We start from the raw sequence: 8,872 nt of genomic DNA, 5'->3' as shown, positions 1-8,872 counted from the left end.
ACGGCCCGTCGCCCATCCGGTCACAGACGTTCGTATCCTCGCCCCGGTGCCCCGACCACCACGGGTACGGGACTACCTGACCTACCGGGCACACGGTTCCGATGCCGGACGCCTCGAGTTTGACGACCTACGAGCCGGGGTCACTTCCGCCGGCAGGTGACGGTGTACTCCAGTCAGCCCGACACAGGTCGACGCCGGCGGCATGACCTACCAAATTTTGCTCGGGTCCGGCGAGGACTGGAGCATCATGCTCCAAGTTATCGCCCACGTCCGCCCCTCGGCGCATCTCGGCTTGGAGGCGAGCGTCCAGACCCACGCTCGGCGCATCCAGGAGCAGGTCAGCGACGAGCCGGACGTGTGGGCCGCGGAACGCGCCAACCTGGCCGGTGACATCGACAGGCTCCAGCGGGCCTACCAGCGCAGCCGGGTCGACATCGCGGCGCTGCGGCACACCCCGATCATCTCCGGCGGCGAACCGATGTCGGCGGCCTTCCCTGGCACATGTGCCTCACCGGACGGGACAGCCTGTCTCCAGATCCTGCCGTTCCTCACCCGATCCGGATGAAGCACGGTCACCCCTCCGCAGGACAGCTTGAACAGCGGACGGGGAAGGAGACGACGATGTCAGAGACCGAGGCATGGTTCGACCGCCTCTCAGGGCGGCACTCCACACTGTCCACCTCCACCGACGCCACCGTGCGGTTCGACCTGGTCGCTGACGACCGGACCGAGCACTGGTACCTCGACATCCACCAGGGTGAGGTGGACGTGTCCCACGCCGCACGCGACGCCGACTGCATAGTCCTGGCCGGCGCCAACGCGTTCGAGCGTTTGGCCTCCACCCACGGCAGCATCTTCGCCGCAGTGATCCGCAACGACCTCACTGTCCTCGGCGACATTCGGCTGTTCGCGATGCTCCGCAAGCTCATCCCCGGACCGCCCGAGGACCACGACCCCCGCGAGGACTACCGGGGGGACTCCAGGCGATGAGCGCGGGAAACCTGGTCAGCATCTTGCAGGGCAACACCTTCGTCGTCTCGGACGAAGCAGGGGACATCGCTCCGTCGTCGCGCAGGCCCACCGGGGTGTTCACCTTCGACACCCGATTCATCTCCACCTGGGTTTTGACCGTCGATGGGCAGCCCATGTACGCGCTGTCCACCGATGCACTTCAGTACTACGAGGCCCGCTTCTACTGCGTCCCCGGCGAGCCCACCCACTACGTCGACGCCAAGCTGTCCGTCATCCGCCACCGCACCATCGGCGGCAGCAGCTTCCAAGAACAGCTCACCGTGCTCAACCACATGGGCGAGGATGCCGAGATCCGGGTCCGGCTGGACATCGACGGGGACTTCGCCGACCTGTTCGAGATCAAGGACGAGCAAATCTACAAGCCGGGCCTCTCCGAGGTCTCCGTCCGCGACGGGCAGATGCGGCTGACCTACGAGCGTGAGAACTTCCGCCGCTCCGCGGTCATCTCCAGCAGTGAGCCCGCCAAGATGGACCGGCGCGGCGTCATCTGGAACATCCGGATCCCACCGCGTAGCCGTTGGTCCACCCTCGTACGGGTGGACATCCTGGTCGAGGCGGCGCCGGGTCAGCCCAGCGAGGCCAGTATCCAGCAGCACACCCACCATGGCCGAGCCCGCATGCGCGACCAACTCGACCGGTGGATGGACCAAGCGCCCTCGCTCGTCTGCGACTCCGAGGCGCTCAGCCGCGTCTACCGACGTGGCCTGGTCGACCTGGCCGCCTTGCAGTACACCCCGACCACCACTGCCGGTCGGAGTATTCCCGCCGCCGGCCTGCCCTGGTTCATGACCATGTTCGGTCGCGACAGCATGATCGTCTGCCTCCAGACGCTGCCGTGCCTGCCCGACATGGCCGTCACCACCCTGCGGGCCATGGCCCTCGCTCAGGGCGGAAAGTTCGACGACTTCCGCGATGAGGAGCCCGGCAAGATCCTTCACGAGGTGCGTTACGGGGAATTGGCCGCGTTCGAGGACCAGCCCCACACCTCCTACTACGGCGCGGCGGATTCCACCCCGCTGTTCCTCATCCTGCTCGATGAGTACGAACGCTGGACCGGCGACCGCGACCTGGTCCGCGAACTTGAGCAGGCCGCCCGCCTGGCGCTCGCTTGGATCGACACCTACGCCGACCTGCTCGGCACCGGCTACATCTGGTACCGCACCCGCAACCTCCGGAACGGCCTGGAGAATCAGTGCTGGAAGGACTCCCCGGACTCCATCTCCTACGCCGACGGGCGGATCCCCGAACCGCCCCGTGCGACCTGCGAGCAGCAGGGCTACGCCTACGACGCGAGGATCCGCGCCGCCCGACTAGCCCGGGAGTTCTGGAGCGATCCGGCGTACGCCGACCAGCTCGAACGGCAGGCGGCCGACCTGAAGGTACGCTTCAACCGCGACTTCTGGGTTGACGACGGCGGGTACTACGCCCTCGCCCTTGACCGCGACGGCGGCCATGTCGACGCGCTCGCCTCGAACATGGGCCACCTCCTGTGGAGCGGCATCGTCGATCCCGAGCGGGCCGCCCAGGTCGTCGAACACCTCGTTTCCCCCCGGATGTACTCCGGCTGGGGCATCCGCACCCTCGCCATGGACCAGGGCCGCTACAACCCCGTCGGCTACCACGTCGGCACCGTCTGGCCGTTCGACAACTCCATCATCGCCTGGGGCATGCGGCGCTACGGCTACCGCCGGGAAGCCGGCCTGATCGCCCGCGGCATCATCGAGGCCGCCCCCTTTTTCGACTACCGGCTACCCGAGGCGTTCGCCGGGTACGACCGAGACCTCACCATCCACCCGGTCGAGTACCCCACCGCATGCAGCCCCCAAGCCTGGTCAGCCGCCACGCCGATGCTGCTGCTTCGTACCCTGCTCGGCCTGGAACCCCACGACGGCCACCTGGTCGTCGATCCGGCCATTCCCGAGGAGATCGGCCGCGTCGAGCTGCTCGACATCCCCGGCCGGTGGGGCCGGATGGATGCCTTCGGCCGCCCGGACGCCAGCCGCAAACGATGACCCCACCCGGTACTCGGAGCCGCAGCGCGGCACTGCGGCACCGGCTATCGTGGCGTCCGCGCGGGTACCTCCGAGCCCAGGCCGGGAGTCCCGGTGCGCCAACACCTGCTTGGCCCGTCTTCATCCCCCCATCCCGCGGACACGGCCCGCGCGACGTCTCCGCTGTCGACGGCGGCTGAAAACTGGATCTGGATCTGTCCCACTTTTTGTCGATCGAGACTGGTCGTTGCGTCAGTCCATTGTGCGGGTGCTGTGGGTGCGATGCTGGGTGCCGGGCCGCTTTTGATCGGCGTCAAACCCTCGCGGAAGAAGAAAGAGAAAGAAGAGAGAAGGAGAAAACAGTCAGCCGGGCGAAGCCGTGGCTGTCCATGGACGGAGCGAGGCGGATCTGGGCTATGGGCCCGGAAGCCACCCTTACTGATGTTGACCAGCGGATCACGGGCGTGCGTACCTGTTCGCCGTCCTCCGCGACCCTCGGATCCAGCCCGTTGGGTAGCGCCGAGTTCGTAGCGCGGTGCCGGCCAGTCGCCCATACCTTCCAGTTGCCCATGAGTCCATGCGGGCGGGATCGAATGGGTCGGGGACCGCGAGGTGGTCGGCGGCCCGAGCGTCTATCGGTGCATCCTGCCGCGCAGGTCCGCTCACGAGGGATGGTTGGGGCGGTGGGCGGGAAAAGAGTCGGGCAGTATCGGCGTATGTCCTCTCCCGAACTGCTGCGGATGCTTCTCTAGCGCCGGGACCATGGGCGACGCCTGCGGCGGAACGGCAGTTCTGCGCCGAGGTCCGGTGGCTGGTGGCGTGGCTGGAGAAGATCTCACGCGAGCTTGGACTGGTGTTTGCGCTTCGCTACAACGACCGTAATGTCGGTTGGATCCGCAGGGGCGTCACCGACGACGCGATCAGCGAAGGGCTGATCGCCGTTTGGGAGCGCGACTTGGAGCGCCTGGAACGCGACTCGCCAAGGCGCTGAGTAAGGCTGTCGGCTCGTGTGGCTAGGGCTGGTCCCGAGGAATCGCGGGCAGTCGCCTCACCCCATGAGGTGGCTGTCGACAGCAACGGTGACAGCAATGAAGCGGGACGAGGGCAGCCGCCGACTGCCGGGCGCGGACAGTGGCCCGAGGTCGCGGATGCGGACTGATACCGCCGGACGAAGCGCGCAGAACTTACAAGCGAGTGATCGAGGTTTCGGGCCCAGTGTCGCTCCTGCTGGAGGCCCCGGGCTTGCCGTGGTCGGGCGGGTCTGCCGCCCTTACTTGGGGAGTGGGTCCGAGACGTAAACGCCCTTGCCTTGCCGGCCGTCGATGAGCTTTTCGGCCTTGAGGAGAAGCATCGCGGCTCGGATGACGGTGTTGCTGACCTTGTAGTGCTCGCACAGGGCGGCGAAGGACGGGCGGACGGGGAGGCCAGATGAACGACGGCTGCGGCGCGCCGTGGCCCTGCCGGACGCGGCGGCGGGAGTTGCAAGCGGAGTTCGCGGACGCGCCGATGTCGCTGGCGGTGTACATGGGGGCGCAGTTCGCCCGCGCCACCGAGAACCTGACCTGGGCGCCCGCCGGCACTCTGCACCGCCGTTCTCTGGGCTGGCTGCGGTGAGAATATGACGCCAGCAGTACAGCAACGAAGTACAGCAACCGCGCCAGCCGAACCAAGCCGAGAAGCGCCTCAGCAGGCCGCGTAACCTCGCATCAAGGCCGACCCGACCCGCTCGCCAACAATTCACACCGAAGAGGTCACTGGTTCGATCCCAGTATCGCCCACCACGAATAACCAGCAGAGGCACCCTCGGAAGAGGGTGCCTCTCTTGCTGACTGTATCGACGGACACGGTCATGAGTCAGCTATGAGTCAGCAACGCGTCGCGGATGCGTTGAGCTCGCCCGTCGGATCGGTGGGTGTGGAGGTTCAGCGTGATCCAGAGCTTCTCGTGGCCCATCACCGCCTGGACGTCGTTGACCGGGACGCCCCGCGACACCGGCTCCGATCAACTGCTCATCCGTGACCGCACCCACCGGCCCCACAGCCGGCTCCTGCCCCGAGGTGGTCTCGGTCGTCAACTGGCGTCTCTCCCTTGATCGGTCGATCAGCCGGTTATTTGTACGGTCCCCGTGGGGCGTCCCAACGGTGGGTGAGCAAGGAGGGGCTCGTCACCAGGGCACATTCCCGGCGTCATCGAACAGCCCACCGGTCGGGCCGTCGTCGGGCAGCGTGGCGAGCCGAATGGCGATCTTGGCGCCTTCTGCGGGCGTACTGGTTCCGTGGAAGCCGTTGAGATCGGTAGCGACGTAGCCGGGGCAGGCGTTGTTGATTTTGATATTGGTGTCACTCAGTTCCTTGGCGTACTGGATGGTGACCGCGTTGAGGAACGTCTTCGACGGCGAGTACACCCCGCTGATCCCGCCGAGGTCGACACCCGGCGTGGTCTGCAAGGTCAGAGAAGCGACGTGGCTGGACTGGTTGACGATCCGCGGGCGCTCGGAGCGGCGCAGCAGCGGCAGCATCGCGTTGATGACCCGGACGACGCCGATCACGTTGGTCTCCACCACCGCCCGCATACTCTCCGGCGTAACGGTCGAGGGCTCCTCCGGCCATACCCCGGCGACGCCGGCATTGTTGACCAGCACGTCAAGCCGCCCGGCACGCTCCTCGATCAGTGCAGCGGCGGCCACAACGCTCGCGTCGTCGGTCACATCGAGGAGCACACCGAACGCATCGACCCCGGCCGCACGCAGCTTCGCCACGGCGTCCTCCAGGCGCTGCTCGTCCCGGGCCCCGATTCCGACGCTCCAGCCCAGCGCACCGAGCCCGACCGCGATCTCGTATCCGATTCCCTTGTTCGCGCCGGTGATCAGCGCAATCGTCTGTTCGCTCATGCCGTTGATCGTGACCGGACACCGGCGGGGCACCAACACCGTCTGAGTCACGCAACGATACCCAGCTGATATTGATCCGACGGTAGTCTGAGCGGGTGGAGACGCGGGAGTTGCGGTACTTCGTTGCGGTCGCCGAGGAGTTGCACTTCGGCCGGGCCGCCCGGCGACTGGGTATCGCCCAGCCGCCGCTGTCGCGGACGATCACTCAGCTCGAGCAACGACTCGGAGTCGCGTTGCTGGAACGCACCAGCCGCAAAGTCACCCTCACCGAAGCCGGATCAGTGCTGCTGGCCGAAGGCCGGGCGATCCTCGGCGCGCTCGCCGCAGCCGAGCGGCGCACCCAACGTGCCGCGACGAGTCAGCCCTCGCTCGTCCTGGCCACCAAGGCCGGCGCCTCCGGCGAACTGCTGGCAAAGTTGCTCGACGCGTACGCCGCCGAGCCGGGTGCCGTCGCCGTCGACCTGCTGCTCTGCGAATCCCAGCCCCAGCGAATGCTGCATGACGGCCAGGCCGACGTGGCACTGCTGCATCAACCCTTCGACTCGACGGCCGAACTCGACACCGAAATTCTGAACACCGAGGGACAGGTCGCCATCCTTCCCGCCTCGCATCCGCTCGCCGGCAGATCCCACGTCCGGACGGCGGATGTCAGTTCACTGCCGGACCTCCCGCTTGCCCGCTGGCCCGGCCCCGGCGGCGCCTATCCCGAAGGCCCCGGAGCGGAAGTACGCAACCAGACACAGCTCTTCCAGCTGATCGCGCTTGGCCGCACCACCGTGGTCCTGCCCGAATCCTGCCGCGCCAACCTGCTCGAAGGCCTGGCCGCCGTGCCGGTTCTCGACGCGCCGGCCGTGACGACCGTCATCGCCTGGCCGCCACACAGCCGCTCCCGAGCACTCGCCGACCTCGTCCGCGTAGCCACCCGCCTCTGAGCCTCTTCAGGAGGCACGACATGGGGGCAAGACCGGTGGCCCGGAAAGCACGCGATCGGGTGCGCACATCTGCCGCTGGTCGTGCCTGGGCACGCCTGATCACCTGACTCGCACGACGGATATCATCGACATCGGCGGTTGCACGACTGGCGCTGGCTCGACGCGACTCGTCCGATGAGTGGCCGAAACTCAGATCACGCAACTGCGGCTGGATCTTGCTCGTGCCGCGTGGCGGGGCCATGACGACCTTCCACCGCGTCGCTGGCCGGGCCGGCCAATGCCGGCCGGAGGTCGCCAGCAGGTCTGGAGCGCGGAACGGCTGGGCTGGAGGATGGGGACAAGGGTGAAGAATAGACGGAAGACGCATCTGGTTGGCACCATCCCGGCCGAGAGCCCCCGCGATGCGATGCAGTGGGCTCTGTCGCAGTTAGGGGACAGCCTCGACATGGTGCCCGACGGTGAAACGCACCGCCCGGATTGGGTGCTGCACATCGTGGAGGAGCTCCGCACTCACCCTGACTTCGAGTTGACGCGTGACGGCGACTGGTCGGACTACAGCAAGACGCCAATGTTCAGGGTGCGCCGGGGCCACACGTTGCGAGGTGACGACATCAAGGTGGGCATCGAAGCAGCCTTCCGCGACAGCTATCCGATCTATCGAGAGCTGGCCGTGGCGCATGGCCGATCGGAGCTGCCGTTCCAGGTAGGCGTGCCGGGCGATCTCGATGTGGCGATGTTCGCCTTGGGTCCTGCCAGGGCGCTTCGGCATCGAAGGGCGTTCACCGATGCAACGTTGCGCGAGATCCGCGCGATCCATGCCGAGGCTGGGGACCAGGTGGTGTTCCAGATCGAGGTACCGGCCGAGTTGGTTTTCGTGGCGAGTGTCCCGCGCTTCAGTCAGCCGGCCGTGGCGGGCTACCTGGCACGCGGGATCGCGGGCCTGGCTCGGCAGGCGCCCGAGGGCGCCCGCTTCGGCATCCACCTCTGCGTCGGAGACCTGCAACATCGGGCACTGGCGCGGATGAGGGACAGTGGCCCTTTGGTGCGCCTTGCCAACGCCATCGCGGCAAAGTGGCCTGGGGGTAGGCCGTTGGAATTCGTTCACGCACCGTTCTCCGCTGCGGTGGAGCCACCGCCCATCAACCCTCGCTGGTACCGGCCGCTTGCGGGGCTCCGGCTTCCGGCCACGACACGCTTCATCGCCGGCTGCGCGCATGAGCGCCAAGACCTCGCCGCCCAAGTCCACGTTCGCAACCTCATCGAGCGAATGGTCGGCCGCCAGGTGGACATCGCGACCAGTTGCGGCCTCGGGCGACGCGACCCTGCGGCGGCCGACACGGCGATGCGCCGCACAGCCGAGCTTGCCAGCAGCCCGGCGGCGACGGTGTGAGGCGGCAGCCGCGTCGACAATGCGCCAGGACGCCAAGCGGAGATGGTGCACCTCTACCGTCGCTCATCAAACCTGTGTGGATGGTTTTGAGGTGGCCCGCGACCCTGTTGCTGAATTCGTGACATGCCGTTGTGGATCCAGTGTGTTGGCTGGTCTGTCCTGGATGATCGTGTTGCTGGTCGGCTTTTCCCTCTCCCGGCCGCAGGATGGTTTCGCCGATGTCGATGCGGTCGCGCCCGTTGGCGCGAGTTCCGGAGCAGACGATGCTGGTGGCCAGGGCGGCGTTTCCCAAGGGCAGTCTGGCGATGAGTGTGCGTGACCAGTTGGGTGAGGTGTTCGCTGATGAGCGGTTCGCGGCCGCTTTCGGGGTCCGGGGTGCGCCGGCGACCTCGCCGGGGGTCCTGGCTCTAGTCACGGCGTTGCAGTACGCCGAAGGGTTGACTGACCGAAAGTCGGCGTGGTCCGGTTCCGCTGGTCCGGGCCGATCCCCAGCGCCGGCCGTGAACCCGGCCGCACCACCGGCGCCCGGCTCGTCAAGGACACGCTCGGCTGGCACATCGTGTTCCGCACCGAAGTGGAGGTGGGGACACCAGCGCAGCACCAGGGGCCCGCCGTCGGGATCGACCGGGGCGTCAAC

10 protein-coding genes and 1 pseudogene are annotated in these 8,872 nt (G+C 67.3%); 9 read left to right on the top strand and 2 right to left on the bottom strand.

Features of this window, described 5'->3' with window-relative positions; translation table 11 throughout:
• The first annotated feature begins 202 nt into the window (after positions 1-202).
• From ACGFIZ_RS33590 to ACGFIZ_RS33575, 4 genes are all read left to right on the top strand, one after another.
• Complete coding sequence (locus ACGFIZ_RS33590) at positions 203-565, top strand: hypothetical protein (RefSeq protein ID WP_393427198.1); 363 nt, start codon at positions 203-205, stop codon at positions 563-565.
• Positions 566-621: 56 nt separating this feature from the next.
• Positions 622-990, top strand: coding sequence for an SCP2 sterol-binding domain-containing protein (locus ACGFIZ_RS33585; RefSeq protein ID WP_393427195.1), 369 nt, complete (start codon positions 622-624; stop codon positions 988-990).
• Entirely contained in the window at positions 987-3,044 is a 2,058-nt protein-coding gene (locus ACGFIZ_RS33580; protein WP_393427192.1) for a glycogen debranching N-terminal domain-containing protein, read from the top strand. Before ACGFIZ_RS33585 ends, ACGFIZ_RS33580 begins: the two co-directional genes overlap by 4 nt.
• Positions 3,045-3,837: 793 nt before the next feature.
• Complete coding sequence (locus ACGFIZ_RS33575; RefSeq protein WP_393427189.1) at positions 3,838-4,014, top strand: hypothetical protein; 177 nt, start codon at positions 3,838-3,840, stop codon at positions 4,012-4,014.
• Positions 4,015-4,293: 279 nt separating this feature from the next.
• Here the strand turns inward: ACGFIZ_RS33575 and ACGFIZ_RS33570 are convergent.
• Positions 4,294-4,434: pseudogene (locus ACGFIZ_RS33570) on the bottom strand (GntR family transcriptional regulator); the annotation flags it as partial.
• 17 nt (positions 4,435-4,451) lie between these two features.
• Between ACGFIZ_RS33570 and ACGFIZ_RS33565 the strand changes: the two are divergent.
• Complete coding sequence (locus ACGFIZ_RS33565; protein ID WP_393427186.1) at positions 4,452-4,637, top strand: hypothetical protein; 186 nt, start codon at positions 4,452-4,454, stop codon at positions 4,635-4,637.
• Between the two features lie 550 nt (positions 4,638-5,187).
• On the opposite strand, the gene ACGFIZ_RS33560 is transcribed toward ACGFIZ_RS33565, so the two are convergent.
• On the bottom strand, positions 5,188-5,913 hold the full coding sequence (locus ACGFIZ_RS33560) for an SDR family NAD(P)-dependent oxidoreductase (RefSeq protein ID WP_393427183.1): 726 nt from the start codon (positions 5,911-5,913) through the stop codon (positions 5,188-5,190).
• A 95-nt stretch (positions 5,914-6,008) separates the two neighbouring features.
• Here ACGFIZ_RS33560 and ACGFIZ_RS33555 point away from each other — a divergent pair, with 95 nt between their 5' ends.
• The 4 genes from ACGFIZ_RS33555 to ACGFIZ_RS33540 form a co-directional block, all read left to right on the top strand.
• Positions 6,009-6,845, top strand: coding sequence for a LysR family transcriptional regulator (locus tag ACGFIZ_RS33555; RefSeq protein ID WP_393427180.1), 837 nt, complete (start codon positions 6,009-6,011; stop codon positions 6,843-6,845).
• Between the two features lie 343 nt (positions 6,846-7,188).
• On the top strand, positions 7,189-8,235 hold the full coding sequence (locus ACGFIZ_RS33550) for a hypothetical protein (RefSeq protein WP_393427177.1): 1,047 nt from the start codon (positions 7,189-7,191) through the stop codon (positions 8,233-8,235).
• Between the two features lie 76 nt (positions 8,236-8,311).
• Positions 8,312-8,554 (top strand): hypothetical protein, encoded by a 243-nt coding sequence (locus ACGFIZ_RS33545; protein WP_393427174.1) that lies wholly within the window; start codon positions 8,312-8,314, stop codon positions 8,552-8,554.
• Between the two features lie 138 nt (positions 8,555-8,692).
• Positions 8,693-8,872: hypothetical protein (locus ACGFIZ_RS33540; RefSeq protein WP_393427171.1), on the top strand; the 180-nt coding region annotated here is incomplete at its 3' end.

It is taken from the genome of Micromonospora sp. NPDC048830, from assembly GCF_043198215.1.
Lineage (GTDB): Bacteria > Actinomycetota > Actinomycetes > Mycobacteriales > Micromonosporaceae > Micromonospora.
The sequence above is the reverse complement of the archived record's forward strand: the minus strand, read 5'-3'. Positions and strand labels throughout refer to the sequence as shown.